The 17477-nt window shown below is 40.5% G+C and carries 12 protein-coding genes and 1 tRNA gene; 4 read left to right on the top strand and 9 right to left on the bottom strand.

Annotation, left to right across the window (positions count from 1 at the left end; genetic code table 11):
- Window positions 1-973: 973 nt before the first annotated feature.
- Complete coding sequence (locus BTO21_RS00785; RefSeq protein ID WP_065207926.1) at window positions 974-1978, bottom strand: acyltransferase family protein; 1005 nt, start codon at window positions 1976-1978, stop codon at window positions 974-976.
- A 317-nt stretch (window positions 1979-2295) separates the two neighbouring features.
- On the opposite strand from BTO21_RS00785, the gene BTO21_RS00790 reads away from it, so the two are divergent.
- Both BTO21_RS00790 and BTO21_RS19995 read left to right on the top strand, forming a co-directional pair.
- Entirely contained in the window at window positions 2296-3276 is a 981-nt protein-coding gene (locus BTO21_RS00790; RefSeq protein WP_045032104.1) for a sugar-binding transcriptional regulator, read from the top strand.
- Window positions 3277-3383: 107 nt separating this feature from the next.
- Window positions 3384-3478, top strand: a tRNA-Sec gene (locus tag BTO21_RS19995).
- Window positions 3479-3496: 18 nt separating this feature from the next.
- Here the strand turns inward: BTO21_RS19995 and selB are convergent.
- The 5 genes from selB to fdnG form a co-directional block, all read right to left on the bottom strand.
- On the bottom strand, window positions 3497-5419 hold the full coding sequence (selB, locus tag BTO21_RS00795; protein ID WP_045032106.1) for a selenocysteine-specific translation elongation factor: 1923 nt from the start codon (window positions 5417-5419) through the stop codon (window positions 3497-3499).
- Between the two features lie 17 nt (window positions 5420-5436).
- Window positions 5437-6327 (bottom strand): formate dehydrogenase accessory protein FdhE, encoded by an 891-nt coding sequence (fdhE, locus tag BTO21_RS00800; RefSeq protein WP_045032107.1) that lies wholly within the window; start codon window positions 6325-6327, stop codon window positions 5437-5439.
- 102 nt (window positions 6328-6429) lie between these two features.
- The gene (locus BTO21_RS00805; RefSeq protein WP_045032109.1) at window positions 6430-7065 is read right to left on the bottom strand and encodes a formate dehydrogenase subunit gamma; all 636 of its coding nucleotides are present in this window, start codon (window positions 7063-7065) and stop codon (window positions 6430-6432) included.
- Window positions 7062-7937: a formate dehydrogenase subunit beta gene (gene fdxH, locus BTO21_RS00810; protein WP_045032111.1), complete on the bottom strand. Its 876-nt coding sequence runs from the start codon at window positions 7935-7937 to the stop codon at window positions 7062-7064. The genes BTO21_RS00805 and fdxH overlap by 4 nt, the downstream gene beginning before the upstream one ends.
- A gap of 3 nt (window positions 7938-7940) precedes the next feature.
- Window positions 7941-10955: a formate dehydrogenase-N subunit alpha gene (gene fdnG, locus BTO21_RS00815; RefSeq protein ID WP_146107820.1), complete on the bottom strand. Its 3015-nt coding sequence runs from the start codon at window positions 10953-10955 to the stop codon at window positions 7941-7943.
- 915 nt (window positions 10956-11870) lie between these two features.
- Between fdnG and mepA the strand changes: the two genes are divergently transcribed.
- Window positions 11871-12707: a penicillin-insensitive murein endopeptidase gene (gene mepA, locus BTO21_RS00825; protein ID WP_232573241.1), complete on the top strand. Its 837-nt coding sequence runs from the start codon at window positions 11871-11873 to the stop codon at window positions 12705-12707.
- A gap of 113 nt (window positions 12708-12820) precedes the next feature.
- Here the strand turns inward: mepA and BTO21_RS00830 are convergent, their stop codons facing one another.
- Together BTO21_RS00830 and trhP are read right to left on the bottom strand one after the other, a co-directional pair.
- Window positions 12821-13075 (bottom strand): YfhL family 4Fe-4S dicluster ferredoxin, encoded by a 255-nt coding sequence (locus BTO21_RS00830; RefSeq protein ID WP_045032119.1) that lies wholly within the window; start codon window positions 13073-13075, stop codon window positions 12821-12823.
- Between the two features lie 5 nt (window positions 13076-13080).
- On the bottom strand, window positions 13081-14469 hold the full coding sequence (gene trhP, locus BTO21_RS00835; RefSeq protein ID WP_045032121.1) for a prephenate-dependent tRNA uridine(34) hydroxylase TrhP: 1389 nt from the start codon (window positions 14467-14469) through the stop codon (window positions 13081-13083).
- Between the two features lie 329 nt (window positions 14470-14798).
- Between trhP and BTO21_RS00840 the strand changes: the two genes are divergently transcribed.
- Complete coding sequence (locus tag BTO21_RS00840) at window positions 14799-16346, top strand: permease (protein ID WP_105026655.1); 1548 nt, start codon at window positions 14799-14801, stop codon at window positions 16344-16346.
- Window positions 16347-16459: 113 nt separating this feature from the next.
- Here BTO21_RS00840 and rdgC read toward each other — a convergent pair whose 3' ends face one another.
- Window positions 16460-17371 carry a recombination-associated protein RdgC gene (gene rdgC, locus BTO21_RS00845; RefSeq protein WP_181314122.1) on the bottom strand — a complete coding sequence of 304 codons (912 nt, stop codon included), beginning with the start codon at window positions 17369-17371 and terminating at the stop codon, window positions 16460-16462.
- Window positions 17372-17477 lie beyond the last annotated feature (106 nt).

Below are 17477 nucleotides of genomic sequence, written 5' to 3' on the forward strand. Positions count from 1 at the left end.
AAAGAAACCTGAATCGAAAGATTCAGGTTTTTTTTCGTCTATAGAAAATGGTGATAATAGCGCGGGCTATTATCCGTCATCTCGGACGGAAGACAGGAGCTATCCGTGATCTACTCATCACGTGTTTGAGCATTAAAGATACCGATAAAAAATCAGCTAAAACAGCAGTAAAAACAATAACTCTACAACGTGCTGATAATAGATTCCCTATCTCGTTCGTAACCTCATTGTAGGGAATGACGGTAGTTATAAATAGGGAGCTTAGCGGCCTGACACGACTATTATTTAATGGAAAATGGACGCGCTGATGCTCTGGTTGTGATGTTAGATATGGCAAGTCCCGTCCACTTCACATTATTAAAGAAACCTGAATCGAAAGATTCAGTTTTTTTTCGTTTATAGAAAATTGTTATAATAGCGCGGGCTATTATCCGTCATCTCGGAAGGTAGGAACTAGCTATCCGTGATCTACTCATCACGTGTTTGAGCATTAAAGATACCGATAAAAAATCAGCTAAAATAGCATTGAAAACAATAACTCTACAACGTGCTGATAATAGATTCCCTATCTCGTTCGTAACCTCACTGTAGGGAATGACGGGGGTTTAGTTGAGTATCAATATGCCAACAGAAAGTGTAACTCTACAATATGCGGATAGTCGATTCCCTATCGCCCTCGCGGGCATTCATTGTAGGGAATGTTAAGTCATTAAATTAGTTTTGATTAGTGATAATAAAAGGCTGGGTTGATACTCGGTCACAATGTTAAAGATACAAGGTAAGTTCTTTGACTATTGAAAAATGAAGTTGTTATTAACTGATAGGGGATTATTATCAATAATAATAAAGTGAATGCTTTTCTTTGGTTTGAAAAAATTAAGTAGAGTGATAAATTACAAAAAACATATAGCAGTAATAAAAAGGAATCAACATTGATCCCTTTTTATTTTTACATATTAGTTATGATCTTCTTTTATTGTCTAGAACTTTCCCATGGTGCTTTAAATAAAAATGATAAATTAAACTTTTTAGTGAGTTCAATAAAAACTAATGATAAGCAAATTGCACCGATACAACCTACAATTATTTGAATAGAGGCAGACTCAATATGAAATGCTTTTTGCAAAATAATCCGTATCCCGCTTCCTATTAAAACATGAAATAAATAGATATAAAGAGATGATTCACCAATATAAGCTAAGAAACGAATATTTAATTTAACTAATTGCATTGATAACGCGACAACAAATGCAATTGTAATAATTGCAACAATAAAAGAATCCAGCCCTTTATCTAAACGACCTAATCCTTCAATGATGACAAACCAATATTGGCTGATAACAAAAAGAATAGAGATTAAAAGAAAAGATTTTAAATTATTGATTTTATTGACCCAATCCAAGTGGATAACAAGTATACCAATAAAGAAAAATACTATATGTACATAACATAAAGTAAAAACATGTATAGATGGTAGATGGCTTTGGAAGATATAAATCAGAGAAAAAAAGCACACCATTGAGATCATTAATTTAGTGTTTCTATTTTTTATAAATACAATGCTAGCAATGATAAAGGTAAAAAATAGAACATAAAGGAACCAAAACTGTGCTCTTGGTGCCCATAATAAACTAAATACTTCAGTATAAGTTACATGACCATTGGTATATTTAGATAATGTTGCTTCAATAATACCTTGTAGAATTGACCAAATAATATAAGGATAAAATATAGTATCAAATTTATTTATTATACTATTTTTAAAGCCTCTTTTAGTTAAAGATGAAGTAAAAAATAAACCAGATAACAAGAAAAAAAGAGGCATATGAAAGCTATAAATAATAGTATCTATAGTTGTATATAAGCTTCTATTCATTGTCATACCAGCATTAAAGACACCTTCACTTATATGTCCGTAAACGACTAATATAATACCAAGCCCTTTTGCATAATCGACCCAATTTAAATGTTTGCTCACAAAATTATAATCCTAATATTGTTAATTTGTTTTTATGATAAGTTGCACTAAATGTAGTGATATTTATCATACATAACTTTTGTTTATGAATTCGGCGAGTTTACATTAAAAAAACTAATTGCATATAATATATTAACGCAATGTTAATTTTTGGTTATAAATATTGATTTTTATTTATAAGTTGTTGATTGAATTAAGTAAAATATTTTTTGATAAGTGTGCTGTTGTTTGTTATTCAGTGAGTAATTACGAAATTTTATACGGCAGTGTTAGAATGGCGTTTTATAGTTAATTATCAGTACCTAAAGGGCATAGTGATGAGCAGTTTGAATAACGATAATAATCATGCTGAGAGTGATCAGCTGACTGAAATTGCTATTGCTTACTATCAAGAAGGCGCTACGCAAGAAGAGATATCACAACGTTTTGGCATGTCTCGCGCTAAAATTGGCCGTTTACTCCGTCGCGCACGAGAAGAAGGTGTGGTTGAAATTACGGTTAAATATCACCCAGTATTTAGTGAGAAATTAGAACAACAGTTGATTGAACGATTTAAGTTGAAGCGAGCGTTGATTGCTTTAGATCAGCCTGATGATGAATCTCAACGCCAACAAGTCGCGAGTCTCGTCTCTGGTTATCTGGCGGCGACACTATCGGATGATATGGTTGTGGCGGTTGGACAAGGCCGGAATATTGCCTCAATTGCGAATCATGTTGGTGTAGTGCCACACCGTAATTGCCGTTTTGTGTGTGGAATTGGTGGTACGCATCGTTCAGGTAATGCGATTAATGCCGATCATATTTGCCGTCAACTTGCGAAAAAATATGATGGTATCAGTGAAACATTATATGCCCCTGCTTATGTAGAAGACATTATCGTTAAAGAAGCATTCATGAAAAACGGCACTGTTAAAGAAACCTTAGATCGTGCGCGTCGCGCTGATGTGGCGTTAGTGGGTGTTGGCGACATGAATGAAAATAGCCATATGGTCAAATTAGGCTGGTTCACTCCGCAAGAGATAGTGGAAGCACGTATTCGTAAAGGTGTTGTTGGGGATATTGCGGGCTATGACTTTTTTGATAGCCAAGGTAAGCAAGCTGATACCATGATGAGCGATCGGGTGATTGGTTTAACCATGGATGAACTGCGACATATTCCGACTGTGGTAGTTACTGCGGCAGAAAACAGTAAAGCCCTTGCCTTATTAGGTGCCCTACGTTCAGGTGTGGTTGATGTGCTGGCGACCAGTGTTAGCAATGCACTAACGATTTTAAATCTTGATCAGCAGATGAAATAGGTGTTTATTTAGCCATTTGATCTGTAAAAGAAACCGCTATCTTAATCAATGGTAGATAGCGGTTGCGAATTATACCTTAAAGCAATAAAATACAGCCTCAAAATAAAGGAAGAACGTCGTATCCGGTGATGCGTCCGGATTTCAAATCCGGGTAGGGCTGCCAGCAGTCCTGGGTAGGTTCGACTCCTATGTTCTTCCGCCACTTTACTGCTATATATTGTTAATCCTGCAATAAATTCTGATCTTTTAATTCGCGATAATTAAACTTACGTTTAGTAAAACCAATCTTGTCAAAATATTCTAATAATTGAATTGCAACCTTGCGCCCTAGCTGACTGATATTTCTAAATTCAGCGGTTTCTAGTTTTTGATATTGGGCGGTATGTTGACGTACTTCTGTTGCCATTTTTACTAGATATTGATGGGTGACATAGCGATCTTTTACGATTGCAGCAACGTAGCTTAACTGCGCTAATTTATACCCCAACTTGCGTAAACTCTCTTCATCTTCACCTATTTCTGATGCAAGATCGCGTATCCACCATGGTTGGGGATCGGTTGTCATCAATTGCTCTATTTGGTGCCAACATTGCAATTCTGACTGTGTTAGTTGTAATTGATGTGCTGCTAAATGCAACCAACCACGGGTATTTGCTAACAACTGTTGGTTGAGTAATTGGTTGATAATCGCATTAAAGATAACTTGAGGCTGATTAAGCGCTGTCATGCGATATAAACGATCTTTACCGACACCAAGAGTGTCTTGCGCCTGTTGATGATATTGCTCTAGTGTGGCGATAATGTGTTGTTGTAGCGCCTGCAGATAGCTATCGAAACAAAGGTAATCACCATATTGTTCTATGGCTGTATTAGAGGCTAATAGCTGACTAATAACTTCAGTGTGGCATTGATGTTGTTCAAGCAGTTTCTGGCGTGATTGCGGAGCATGTTGAAGCTTAAAGGCAATAATGTCATTGAGCGAATTGAGACTTGCTCGTTGGTTAAGATAGTCAAGTCGCTGCGATGTTCGTTTACCACGATTAGGCGGCAGCAGATCAATCACAATCGCACTGCCAAGATTGATTTTTTGGGCGGGATCGCGCAGTAATAATCGATCTTGTTCAGTTAAACACAATGGCGTATCAAGGGTAATTTCAGCAAGGGCAGTCTCACCTAGTGCTAATTGCTTATCTTCTAATAATGCAATGCGACCTGTGGTGTGAGTAGCGGCGTGAAAAACTTGAATATTTTGCCAGTGTTTAATCAGATGGTTGGCGGTTAATTTGACTGTGATCCGTTTGATTATTGTTGTTGGTGCTGTGTGTAATAACCAATCACCACGGTTTAAGTTTGCTTTATCAATGTCACCACTAATATTGAGCGCAACCCGTTGGTTTGCCGTCGCAGATTCCGTTGCCTGTCCCTGTGCATGAATAGATTTGATTCGTACAATTTGCGGTTGGCTACGGCCTTTTTTAAGCTGATTATGGCTGACTAAACACAAGCTATCACCAACGTTAATCTGACCGTTTAATGCAGTTCCTGTAACCACTAAACCTGAGCCTTTAACGTGAAAAGCACGGTCGATAGCAAGTTTAAAATTCAGTGTATTATCATGCTGTTGTTCATTGTCGGCAAGCTCAATCAGGTGTTGCTTGAGTGCATTAATACCATCATTAGTGTGTGCGGAACAGTGAAAAATAGTCGCTTGAGTAAAGCCATATTGAAACAATAATTGGCTTAATGTTGCTTCGAGTTGCTGTTGTTGTTCAACGCTAGTGAGGTCAGATTTTGTGATCACCACCGTCAGACTATCCATGGCTAATAAGCGCAAAATAGTCAGGTGCTCATAGCTTTGCGGCATCATGCCTTCATCACCTGCCACAATCATCATTGCGTGATGGGCGGTGCCTACGCCAGCGAGCATATTGGATAGGAATTTTTCATGGCCAGGGACATCAATAAAACCTAACCGTTGCTGTTGGTTAGATTTTGGTGAGTGGTAAGCCATAAACGCATAGCCTAAATCAATAGTGAGCCCGCGTTGTTGCTCTTCTGGCAGTCGATCGGCATTGATCCCAGTAAGGGCGTGTAACAGTTTGGTTTTACCATGATCGACATGGCCAGCTGTAGCAATAATCATAGCGTTACTCTAAAGCGTTATTGAGCGAGAGGCAGTAAGAAAGGGTTGAAACCACTGCGATAGAATTCCATTTGGCTCAGTTTTTGATCAAGCACTAGGGTCGCAAGATCATCAGCAATAGGATCTAATTGTGGGTTCTTCTCTAGTACCAACATTTTTAGGTAACTTTGACAATGACTGCAGGTTTCAGCGCGAACACTATCTTCTAAAGATTCACTTTGCAGTTGAATATTTTCGCCATCACCACATTGGGTACATTCAGCGCGTAGTCGATGCCATTGTGCTTCACATTGGCTGCAATGTAAGTAACGATGACCACTGCCTTGAATTAAACTTGCTACAGGCGCACCGCCACAAAGTGGACAATGTGATTGCTTAGCATTGGCTTCTGGTTGCCATTCTAATTGAGTATTAGCAACGATTAAGCTCATTAAAGTATTAATACAACCCCAAAGGATAATCGCAATATCAGCCGGTACGCGCTCAGCTTGATTTTGCTGTAGGGCATGAAAATAATGCTGCAATGTTTGCTGATCAATTTGGCTAATATTATCGATAACTTTAACGATATCATCACTAACAACAGGGCGGAGTGCCGAGGTTAGCTGGGTTAGCATTGGATCTAAAATTGCTTGCCAAGAGCTATCAATTTCAATCGGCCATGTTAGGATTTTAGCGTGTAATTGCTGTTGAACCGCGCCATTAAACGTATCCACTAAATGCACTTGCTGCTGCACGATTTGTCCGGCTAATAATAGATAATCGGCCATAAAAGAGTCTTGTGCTAACTGACGTAAACGTGCGGCGCGGGCATGAAAAATGGTAGCCGGTTGACCAATGATCAGAGGGCTAAATCCATCACTTTTTTGTTTAATAATGGTGTCTTTATCTAAAATTTTAACGCTCATGCAGGTATCCAATTATAAGAATACCAACCCCAGTAAACCGAGGTTGGTATAGAAATAAAGAACGGATAAACAATGAGGCTTATCCGTTCTAGAGCTATGCTGTTAGTGTTGGTCTTTGTTGTCAGATAGAGAACGGAACCAGCGAGGGTGATGCTTCTTCGCCCAAGCGGCAGAAACCTTACCTTCTAACATGCCATCAATAGAGCCTTTTACCCAATATGCCATATAGGCATGGATAATTAAACTTAAGGCAAACACAAGGGCAGTGATTGAGTGCACAATCAATGCGATACGTATTACATCGATGCTGAAATACGCTGAAAAGTAAGCGCGCCATGCAATCAGACCCGTTACTAGCAACAATACGCCACAAGCAATAAACTGACGTAGGAGCATTTTTTGACCAGCGTTATATTGACCTGCTTCTGGTACGTTTTCTTCGTTCTCAGTTAAAACATCTTTAACCTTTAACATCCACTGCAGATCACCTTTTTCAAAGTGGTTATGGCTCCAGTAGCGGATCACTAAGAAAAACAGCCCAACTGTCATCACAATCGCACCAAAGGGATGCAAAATGCGCGCAAGTTGTGGCGTGCCATAGACGTAGCTAAGGAAGTGCAGTGGGGCAAACATAAAAGATAGACCAGACAATAAAGTCCAGATACCTGTTAACGCTACCGTCCAATGCACAACGCGATCTAAAGGTTTATGACGTAAAATTGTTTGGTTCAAACTCATTTCTCATCTCCTTCATCTTCAGCAACACGACTACGACCCACCGTTACTCGGTGAATAGCAGCAAGGGCTAAAGTACCCACTAAACCTGCAGCGGCTAGTGGTTTGAGATCATCTTTCCATAACTTCACTGTTTCGCTGATTTTAGGATCTTTAGGTAGATCGTAACGCTCAGGATCAGTGATATCGTGCAGAACGTAAATTACGTGTGTACCGCCAACACCTTGTGGGTTGTAGATACCGGCTTTTTTATGGCCTTTCGCTTGTAGTGCAATAACACGTTGATTGGCATACTCAAGAATTTCTTCACGAGGACCAAAACGCAGTGCGCCTGTTGGACAGGTTTTTGCACATGACGGCACTTGACCAGCCTGAAGGCGATCAAGGCATAACGTACATTTGTAAACGCGGTTATCAACTGGGTTCATACGCGGAATATCAAATGGACAGCCTGCGATACAGTAACCGCAACCGACACATTTTTCCGAGTTGAAATCAACAACCCCGTTTGCATATTGCACAATAGCATCTGGTTCAGGGCAGGCTTTTAAGCAGCCAGGATCTGAACAGTGCATGCAACTATGCTTGCTAAATAGCCACTTGAATTTGTTATCTTCTTCAATTTCTTTGAAGTGGATAGTGGTCCAAGTTTCAGCGGTCGTATTCGGCGGATTTTGGTAAGAACCTTCAAAAGTACCTACTTTACCGCGTAAATTGTTCCACTCACTACAGGCATCCATACAGCCTTTACAGCCCGTACAGCACGTCACATCGATTAACTTTGTTACCTGAATTTGACGCTCACGCGCATCAGGTGATGGAGTAATCGACGATGTAGCAGAACTACGAATAATATTCTGTGATTCCATACCCATGGTTTACTTCACCTTCTCTACGTTAACCAAAAATGCCTTGTATTCAGGCGTTTGTGAGTTAGCGTCACCGACACATGGTGATAACGTATTCGCAAGGTAACCCGGCTTAGTATCGCCTTCGTAGCCCCAGTGAATAGGAATACCAACAGTGTGAACAGCTTGACCGTTAACATGCAGTGGCGTAATACGCTTAGACACATAAGCTTTAGCGACAATGGAGCCACGCTTAGATGAAACACGGATCATATCGGCATTGTTAATGCCTTTCTCTTCTGCAAGACCAACACCGATCTCTACAAATTGTTCAGGCTGTAATACCGCGTTGAAATGAGAGTGACTGGTCCATGTATGGAAGTGTTCAGTCAGACGGTAAGTAGTACCCACGAATGGGAAATCCTCTTTAGTGCCTAGCTGAGCTGCATCATCTTTGAACAAACGTGCCGCTGGGTTTGAAACCACATTTTTATGTAATGGGTTAGTACCAATCGGTGTTTCAAACGGTTCGTAGTGCTCAGGGAACGGACCTTCAGCCATCTTATCAAGTGCGAACAGACGACCTACGCCTTCTGGTTGCATGATAAATGGACCCGCATTGCTTGATGGTGGCAATTTAGCGTTAAAGTCAGGCACATCTGGACCAACCCACTTGTTACCATTCCATTCAACTAAAGTACGTGCTTTATCCCATGGGCTACCGTCAGGACGTGTTGATGCACGGTTGTACAATACACGACGGTTTGCAGGCCAAGACCATGCCCAGTTAGGTGCAAGACCTAAACCAGAAGGATCGCTATTATCACGACGTGCAGTTTGGTTACCCGCTTCTGTCCAACTACCGGTGTATAACCAACAAGCAGCATTAGTCGAACCATCCGCTTTTAGTTTGCTAAAGCTTGATAGTTGCTTACCGTTAGCGTCTTTACCGTTAAGTTCTTGGGCTAATTCTTTGGTATTTGGCGCAGCAGGGATCGCGTAGTTCCAGTCAAGAGATAGGATCGGATCTGGGTATGTACCACCATTTTGTTGGTACATATCGCGCATCTTCAAGAAGATACCGGCTAAGATCTCAGCATCACCTTTGGCTTCTCCTGGCATATCAGCTGCTTTCCAGTGCCATTGTAGCCAGCGTGCTGAACTTACGATGGTGCCATCTTCTTCAGCAAAACATGCACAAGGTAAACGGAATACTTCAGTATCAATGCTTGCTGTATCAACTTCATTGACGTTAGGTTTATTCTGCCAGAACGTAGAAGTCTCAGTTGCAAGTGGATCGACAACCACTAAGTATTTCAACTTAGATAAAGCATCTAATGTTTTTTGCTTGTTTGACATTGAAGCAACAGGGTTGAAACCTTGGCAGATATAGCCATTCATTTCACCTTTGTTCATCATCTCGAACACGCGCAACATGTCGTAGCCTTGATCCCACTTCGGCATCATATCGTAGCCAAAGTTATTCTCAGCTGTTGCATTTTTGCCGTAGAAAGACTTCAGTAATGACACGAAGAATGCAGGGTAATGCTGCCAGTAGTTGGTTTGATCCGCTTCAAGTGCCACTGGTGTGTGGTGCTTAAGGTGAGCGGCTAAATCCACATCTTTATCAGATGGCAGTTTTAAGTAACCTGGTAAACTTTGTGCTAACAAGCCAAGGTCAGTAATACCTTGAATGTTAGAGTGACCGCGTAGGGCGTTAACACCGCCGCCAGCCATACCCATGTTACCCAGTAGTAACTGGATCATTGCCATACAACGGATGTTTTCAGCGCCTTTAGAGTGCTGCGTCCAGCCTGTCGCATATAAGATAGTGGCAACGCGGTTATCCGCAGCTGTGCTACCCAGTGCTTTACAGATGTGATCAAACATATCAACAGGCGTACCTGTGATATTCGATACAACGTCAGGGGTATAACGTGCAACGTGATCTTTTAATAGGTTCCATACACAGCGAGGATGTTGTAGTGATTCATCCTTTAATGCATAGCCTTGATCGTCAAGTTGGTAGAACCAGCTGCTACGATCGTACTGACGTTTCTCGGCGTCATAGCCAGAGAACAGACCATCATGGAATGCGTAATCATCACGTACAATAAAGCTCGCGTTTGTGTATGCTTTAACATACTCGTGATTCACTTGACTGCTTGCAATCAGGTAGCGAATCGCACCTAAAAGGAAAGCAATATCAGCACCTGAACGAATCGGTGCATAGTGATCAGCGACTGCTGCTGTACGCGTGAAACGTGGATCAACCACAATGATTTCAGCGTTTCTCGTTTTTTGAGCTTCAATCGCCCAGCGGAAGCCTACAGGGTGTGCTTCTGCTGCGTTACCGCCCATAACTAAGATCAAGTCGGCATTTTTAATATCGACCCAGTTGTTGGTCATCGCGCCGCGGCCAAATGTTGGAGCAAGACTTGCTACCGTTGGACCGTGTCAAATACGCGCTTGAGTGTCTACAGGAACCATACCCAAACCACGGGCAAATTTCTGAGTTAACCAACCATTTTCATTACTTTCCGCTGAAGCACAAAGCATGCCTGTTGTTAGCCAGCGGTTAACGGTGGTGCCTTCATCATTGGTTTTTACCAAGTTAGCATCACGGTCTTGTTTCATTAGTTTAGCGATACGGCTAAATGCTTCGTCCCATGTTAGACGTTGCCATTTATCAGAGCCTGGAGCGCGGTATTCAGGGAATTTCAAACGTTGTTCGCTGTTTACAAAACCAGCTAGGCCCGCGCCTTTAGGACATAATGCACCACGGCTTACTGGATGATCGGGATCACCTTCAACGTGGAATACTTTTTGTTTAATATTACCGCCAGTAGCACCTGTGCTATACAGTAATGTGCCACAACCCACTGAACAATAAGAACACGTATTACGCGTTTCTTTGGCTGCGGTTAATTTGAATTCACGAGCTTGAGCCCATGCTTTTTGTGAAACTGTGGCAAGCGAAGCAATTGTAGTTGTTGCTACTGCCCCCGCGCACAATTTAAATAATTGACGTCTACTTATATTCAATCTCAAAAGACCTTATTAGAAATAAAGAAGAGGGTGAAATTTAAGATATCATTATATGGGTGAATATAAGGTCGTCAAATACTGCTATTACAGCAGGGATTCAGAAAAGTAGAATAAAAAATTAAAGTATGTATATAACTATTTAAATATGATTAATAGTTAATGAATACGAATGATAGGGCTATTATGATTTAAATCAAATAATCCGTTTTATTGCAATGAATGATAATTGTTATCGTTTGTGGTGGCGATTGTTCTATTATATTTACTCACGTTCCATTTTTAATAGTAAATATATTTCTATAATTTTTTTAGCGGATAATTTTATTTCTCAAGAAAGGTTAAGCGTAGCAATAAATAGCTAACTATTTTGTTTGTAGGTAAGTGACGTTAACGTATCTTTCAAGTGCTAATAACTAACTTTTCAATATTATCTTTTTAATCATAGTGTTAGTTTTATTTTTAATTCGTATTTTTTTACTTTTAAATAGAGTGTTGATAACGGATGTATTGTATTTAAAAACAAAGTAGGCACTAAGGTTGAGTTTTTAGTGCAACTAAATGCAATCTTAAATATCAAATATAATTGTTATTGGTGTTTATTTAATAGTCGATATTAAACTGGCGGCGTTAATAATGAATTTGTTTTTATAAAAAATGTTTTTTTTATAAGGATAAATAGTTGTTAGCATCCGTTAATGAATAATGGTGTTATATTATTTGTTGCTTGTTGTGACTGATTAATTAAATAACTAACGTAAAAAATAACATTAAAATAATAATCATTGTTTTTGAATTACCATGAGATGTTGACAATATTAACCTTGAACAAAACGGTTTTTAGTGGGTGAATTTTGCATCATCAGAAGGTTGCGTTATTATTAGCAGTACAGAACAGTTAAAAGGAAGAGTAATGTGTTAAGGAAGATAATAACGGGATTGATGCTGGTGTGTATGAGCCAGAGTGTGATGGCGACACCATGGGAAAAAATCAAACAACCCAGTAGTGGCGATTCTAGTTCAATTGGTTCTTATGCTAATGGTTGTCTTGCTGGTGGTGAAAATTTACCGCTGCAAGGTGAGGGCTATCAAGTAATACGTTCTGAGCGTGGGCGTTATTATGGCCACAGTGAAATGATTGTATTTTTACAGCAATTGATGAAGCAATCACAACAACTAAAAATTGGTAATGTGTTGGTGGGTGATATTGCGATGCCGCGAGGGGGGCGATTCTCATCCGGTCATGCGAGCCATCAAACTGGGCTAGATGCTGATATTTGGTTACGTATACCTGAAAAACCGTTATCACAGCAGGCGTTAAAAACAATTTCAGCCTTACCTATGGTCGATATTAATAAATATCAGATCAACGCTGATAATTGGACGATCAAACAAGCCCAATTAATCCAACTTGCTGCAAGTGATGATCGGGTGGCACGTATTTTTGTTCATCCCGTGATCAAGCAACAGTTATGTAAAACGCAATGGAAACAGCGTGATTGGCTAAGTAAAGTTCGACCGTGGTTTGGTCATTACTACCATTTTCATGTGCGATTAAATTGCCCTGAGGGGAGTACTACTTGTGAACCACAAACGCCGCCGCCAGCTGGTGATGGTTGTGGCACCGAGCTTGCCTCGTGGTCGCCAAATTATAAAGCGCCGGTGAAAACTGAACCTGTTACCAAAGTAAAACCGCAGCCAAAACCCGTAAAAGTATTACCACCGATGTGTAATACTGTTTTGAAAAGCTAGCCTTTTGCTAGTTGCTAGTTGCTAGTTGCTAGTTGCTAGTAAGAATAAATAAAACAAAAAAGCGCCGCCCAGTTAACTGCGCGGCGCTTTTTTATACGGCTTATTATTGAAGGTTAAGCAAGGCCTTGCAGGGTAACAAACTTTTCAAGCAGTTCATCATCTGATTCGACATGCTCAGGATCAATAATAATGCAATTGGTGATAGGACAAACTGACTGGCAGGTTGGCTTATCATAGTGCCCTTTACATTCTGTGCAGCGATCTGGGTCAATTTCGTAAAACTCATCGCCCATGGTGATTGCTTCATTGGGGCATTCAGGATCACACATGTCACAGTTAATGCATTTAGTTGTAATGAGCAGTGCCATAATGCTTACTTACCGTCTTTAGGTGCGTGTGGGTTACGGGTATCTTCACCGTTACTCAAGTTACGCATCAATAGACCAAAACTTAGATCCATATCTGATGGCATTGGAATAAACACAAAGTGACCATTACCTTTGGCGTCGTCAATCACTTCTGATTTACGGTTTTCCATGGTTTCAAGTTTGAAGACAACGTTACCTTGTGGTGTCATTACTTCAAGGCTGTCACCAACAATGAACTTGTTCTTCACTTCAACTTCAGCTAAGTCGCCACGACGTTTACCTGTGAACTCACCGACAAATTGTTGGCTATCTGAAATTGAATAACCGTAATCATAATTCTGATAAGCATCATGGGTATGACGACGAAGGAAGCCTTCGGTATAACCACGGTGTGCTAGGCTTTCTAGTGTGCCTAGTAGTGAATCATCAAATGGCTTGCCTGCAACCGCATCATCAATTGCTTTACGGTACACTTGCGCAGTACGTGCACAGTAATAGAAAGACTTAGTACGACCTTCAATTTTCAGTGAATGCACGCCCATTTTGGTTAGACGCTCAACATGTTGTACCGCACGAAGATCTTTAGAGTTCATGATGTAAGTACCATGCTCATCTTCAAATGCTGCCATTTTTTCTTCAGGACGGTGAGATTCACTCAGCAATACCACATCATCAATTGGCTTACCAAGACCTAATGTATTGTCTGGGCGTTCTTCAACTTCTTGAATTTGGATTGCATCTTGAATTTCAACAATTTGACCTGAATCGTTCTCAACCGCTTTTTCTACTTTGTACTCCCAACGGCATGAGTTAGTGCATGTGCCTTGGTTTGGATCGCGTTTGTTGATGTAACCAGATAACAAACAACGACCAGAGTAAGCCATGCAAAGCGCACCGTGGACAAAAATTTCTAGTTCAGTATCTGGGCAATGCTCACGAATTTCTTCGATTTCTTCTAGTGATAGCTCACGAGAAAGAATCACACGCTCAACGCCTTGTGTTGACCAAAACTTAACGGTCGCCCAGTTAACAGCGTTCGCTTGTACTGAAAGGTGAATCACTACTTCAGGAAATGCTTCACGAACCATCATGATCAAACCAGGATCTGACATGATAAGTGCGTCAGGACCCATCTCAACAATCGGCTTTAAATCACGAATAAAGGTTTTAAGCTTTGAGTTATGCGGTTGAATATTACAAACCACATACAGCTTTTTACCTTGCGCGTGCGCTTCATCAATACCAATTTTAAGGTTGTCTAAATTGAATTCATTGTTACGAACACGAAGACTGTAACGTGGCTGACCTGCATAGACAGCATCTGCACCATAGGCAAACGCGTAACGCATGTTTTTAAGGCTACCGGCTGGAGATAGTAATTCTGGTTTAAACATTGCTCAGTTCTCTTAGATGTCTGATTCCAAATCAGCCTATAACACCTAGTGCTATAGGGAGGAGGCGAGATTCTACGTTTTTCATTCCAACATTGCCAATTTTCTTAAAAATAAGGGTTCATTTAAGTAAATAGATGTCTCTATTTTTAGGATTTAGAACCATGCTTAATGATAATAGCTTGAAGTCAATCCGCTAACGGATGTACGAAAATACATACTTAGTGTGCATTAAATACATTGGTTATATTTTAGGGCAACATGTGAAGATTATTTGCACAATGTTGCTACTAGTTAATGATGGCATATTAAAGAAGGTATAGAAGGTATATATGATAGGGCAAGATATTGGTGGGTTGGTGATCCACCTGTTTTCCACGTTTGGTAATATGGTATGGCAAATTTTTTGGCCGTTAGCGTTTGGCTTAATGCTGTCGTCATGGATTCGTAATTTGTTACCCGTTTCGAGTGTGGTAAAACATTTAGGCAAAACGACGGTAGTGAGCCTTGGGTTTACGACCTTTTTAGGGATGGTGTCATCATCATGTTCATACGCTGCGGCGTCACTGTCTCATACTTTACTAACCAAAAAAGCGACTGTTGCTAACGCAATGGCATTTTTAGTTTCAAGTACTAACTTGATTGTAGAGATGTTCATTGTCTTAGTTGCGTTAATGGGCTGGACGTTTTTATGGGGCGAAGTGATCGGTGGTTTGATTTTAATTGCCACGGTTGGATTTTTATTTAGTCGATTTTATCCCAAAGATGTTGAGCAAGAGTTACGTCAACATCTTTTAGATGCCCAACCGCAAAAAGCCAGTTGTGGCATGGATATGTCTGAAATGAGCGGTGATCATAGCGATTGCGGCATGGACATGTCGAAGATGAAGTCTGATGACAACGACTGCGGCATGGATATGTCGAAGATGAAATCCGATGACAGCGATTGCGGCATGGACATGTCGAAGATGAAATCTGATGACAGCGACTGCGGCATGGACATGTCAAAGATGAAAGCTGACGACAGTGATTGCGGCATGGATATGTCGAAGATGAAGTCTGATGACAGTGATTGCGGCATGGACATGTCAAAGATGAAATCCGATGACAGCGACTGCGGCATGGACATGTCGAAGATGAAAGCTGATGGCAGTGACTGCGGCATGGATATGTCTAAGATGAAATCTGATGACAGCGACTGCGGCATGGATATGTCAAGTATGAAGTCTAGCGATCACTCGGCCATGAAGATGAATATGGCTGCTGAGCCTCAATCTGCCACCATGGAAAAAATCACCAAGTCTGCGGGTTTCTTCCAGATGGATATTGCCATGATTGGTAAAGAAATCCTGATTGGGGTGGTGGTATCTTCGGTCTTAATTGCCTTAATGCCTCAAGACGGTTGGCGCGCATTGTTTATCAGTAACGATGCTGGCTTACCTGCATGGTTACATTCTTTCTTAGATGTGATCATTGGTATTTTTGTGGCGATGATTGCTTATGTCTGTTCTGTGGGTAATCTGATTTTAGCCGCAGCATTATGGCATGGTGGTATTTCATTTGGTGGCGTGATTGGTTTCATTCTGTCAGATGTATTAACCATTCCAATGATCCGTGTTTATCAAAAATATTATGGTAAACGTCCAACCAAATGGATGGTGGGATTATTGTTTGTTGCGATTCTATTTACCGGTTTATGTGTTGATGCGATCTTTAATGGTTTTGGTTGGGTAACGAGCGATCAAACGGTTCGTGCATTAAATCAATCCGGTTTTGGTTTGAACTTCACCACCGTGATGAACCTCATCTTTATTCCGGTTTCTATTTGGTATTACCGTTTAGGTAAAAAAGCCAATGCAGGCATGGGAATGAGTATGTAACGCTGATCAGCAAAAGAGCCGTAACGTAACTATAACTAATAGTACGCGACGGCTCTTGTTGTTATTCAAGCGATGCTTATATGACTTAAAGCCACATGTCGAAAACTGAGGAATTAACCTTTATTTTCTAATCCGCCGATAACATCAAATAGGTTAGGTAAAAATACCGAGAACTCACCGCCCATTAACGACAGGTCAGCATCAATACGCTGTGCCATATCTTCACGGTCGATATCTTCGTTTTGATCTTTAATTTCATCTGAGAATTTAAGACGTTTAACGCTTAAATCATCCGCTAGAATGAAATCGATACGGTCTTGCCAATTCAGTGCCAGTTTAGTAACAACTTTATTTGCTTCAATGTGCGCGAGAATTTCATCACAATTTAAATCTTGCTGCTTACAGCGGATCACGCCACCGTCTTCTTCTACAGCTTTAAATTCAGCTTCTTCACCAATAGTAAAACCTTGTGGTGATTGGTTGCTGCGAACCCATTCGGTAAGGGTTAATGCTAATGGTTTTTCAGGGACAACAGGGACTACGGGTAAGCTACCGATAGATTTACGTAATAACGCTAAAACATCTTCTGCTTTTTTGTAGCTACCCGCATCAACCACAATGTAGCCTAATTTAGGCATGATTAACGCGTACGTTTGATGTTGACGACTGAATGCGCGTGGTAATAAATCCATCACGATTTCATCTTTGAGGCTGTCTTTCTCAGTCTTTTTCAGCTTACGACCAAGATCTTTTTCCTGCATATCAATTTTGTTGTTCAATGATTCTTTGATCACTGACGCTGGCAGCATTTTTTCTTCTTTGCGGGCGCAAATTAAAATGTTGTCACCAGAAACATGGGTAAACATATCGCCATGTTTGCCCAGTGCGTGTGCCCAGCCAAACTTCTGAATGTCTTGGCTACCACAAGGTGTAAAGCGGAATTCTTCCAGCTGTTTTTCTATTTGGTCTGCATTTAAGTCAATCTCACGCGTAAAACGGTAAGTCAGTATATTTTTAAACCACATCATGCTAGTCACGCTTCCTAGGGTAAACAGTTGGGGGCTTATATTAACCTAACCACTGCAAATTACTAAGTGACGTTTGTGATTGAGGTTGCAGATAATGTAATAA

The sequence above is a fragment of the Photobacterium phosphoreum genome (genome assembly GCF_002954725.1).
GTDB classification, from domain to species: Bacteria; Pseudomonadota; Gammaproteobacteria; order Enterobacterales; family Vibrionaceae; genus Photobacterium; species Photobacterium phosphoreum.

Excerpts from the sequence above, each read along its gene's own strand:
- fdhE (WP_045032107.1), bottom strand. The coding sequence starts at position 6,327 with ATGAGCGTTAAAATTTTAGATAAAGACACCATTATTAAACAAAAAAGT.
- BTO21_RS00805 (WP_045032109.1), bottom strand. The coding sequence starts at position 7,065 with ATGAGTTTGAACCAAACAATTTTACGTCATAAACCTTTAGATCGCGTT.
- trhP (WP_045032121.1), bottom strand. The coding sequence starts at position 14,469 with ATGTTTAAACCAGAATTACTATCTCCAGCCGGTAGCCTTAAAAACATG.
- BTO21_RS00790 (WP_045032104.1), top strand. The coding sequence starts at position 2,296 with ATGAGCAGTTTGAATAACGATAATAATCATGCTGAGAGTGATCAGCTG.
- rdgC (WP_181314122.1), bottom strand. The coding sequence starts at position 17,371 with ATGTGGTTTAAAAATATACTGACTTACCGTTTTACGCGTGAGATTGAC.
- selB (WP_045032106.1), bottom strand. The coding sequence starts at position 5,419 with ATGATTATTGCTACAGCTGGCCATGTCGATCATGGTAAAACCAAACTG.
- BTO21_RS00840 (WP_105026655.1), top strand. The coding sequence starts at position 14,799 with ATGATAGGGCAAGATATTGGTGGGTTGGTGATCCACCTGTTTTCCACG.
- BTO21_RS00830 (WP_045032119.1), bottom strand. The coding sequence starts at position 13,075 with ATGGCACTGCTCATTACAACTAAATGCATTAACTGTGACATGTGTGAT.
- fdxH (WP_045032111.1), bottom strand. The coding sequence starts at position 7,937 with ATGGGTATGGAATCACAGAATATTATTCGTAGTTCTGCTACATCGTCG.